Source organism: Pseudomonas sp. SIMBA_041, assembly GCF_046535095.1.
GTDB lineage: Bacteria > Pseudomonadota > Gammaproteobacteria > Pseudomonadales > Pseudomonadaceae > Aquipseudomonas > Aquipseudomonas mucoides.
In genome coordinates, this window is record NZ_JAWRXJ010000907.1 from 1 (window position 1) to 238 (window position 238).

Here is a 238-nt window from a genome sequence, read left to right on the forward strand (position 1 = left end):
GGTTCAACGTCCCAGTCTAAATAGCCGGATAGACAATAAATCCCACTCGGAGCCGCCTATGACAACGCTCAACATCAACGGCCAGATTCATACCGTCGACGCGCCGCCCGACATGCCCTTGCTGTGGGTCAGCGACAAGGCGGTATGCTATGTTCCGTCAGCCTGGCTCGTTAATAATGTCCGTTGCATGCAACGAGTTTCATTACGTCTCTATCCGCAATGGGGTGGCAGTGCAGGC

General features: G+C 54.6%; 1 pseudogene. It reads left to right on the top strand.

From position 1 onward, the window contains the following. Positions 1-58: 58 nt before the first annotated feature. A pseudogene (locus SB725_RS33765) lies at positions 59-238 on the top strand (hypothetical protein); the annotation flags it as partial.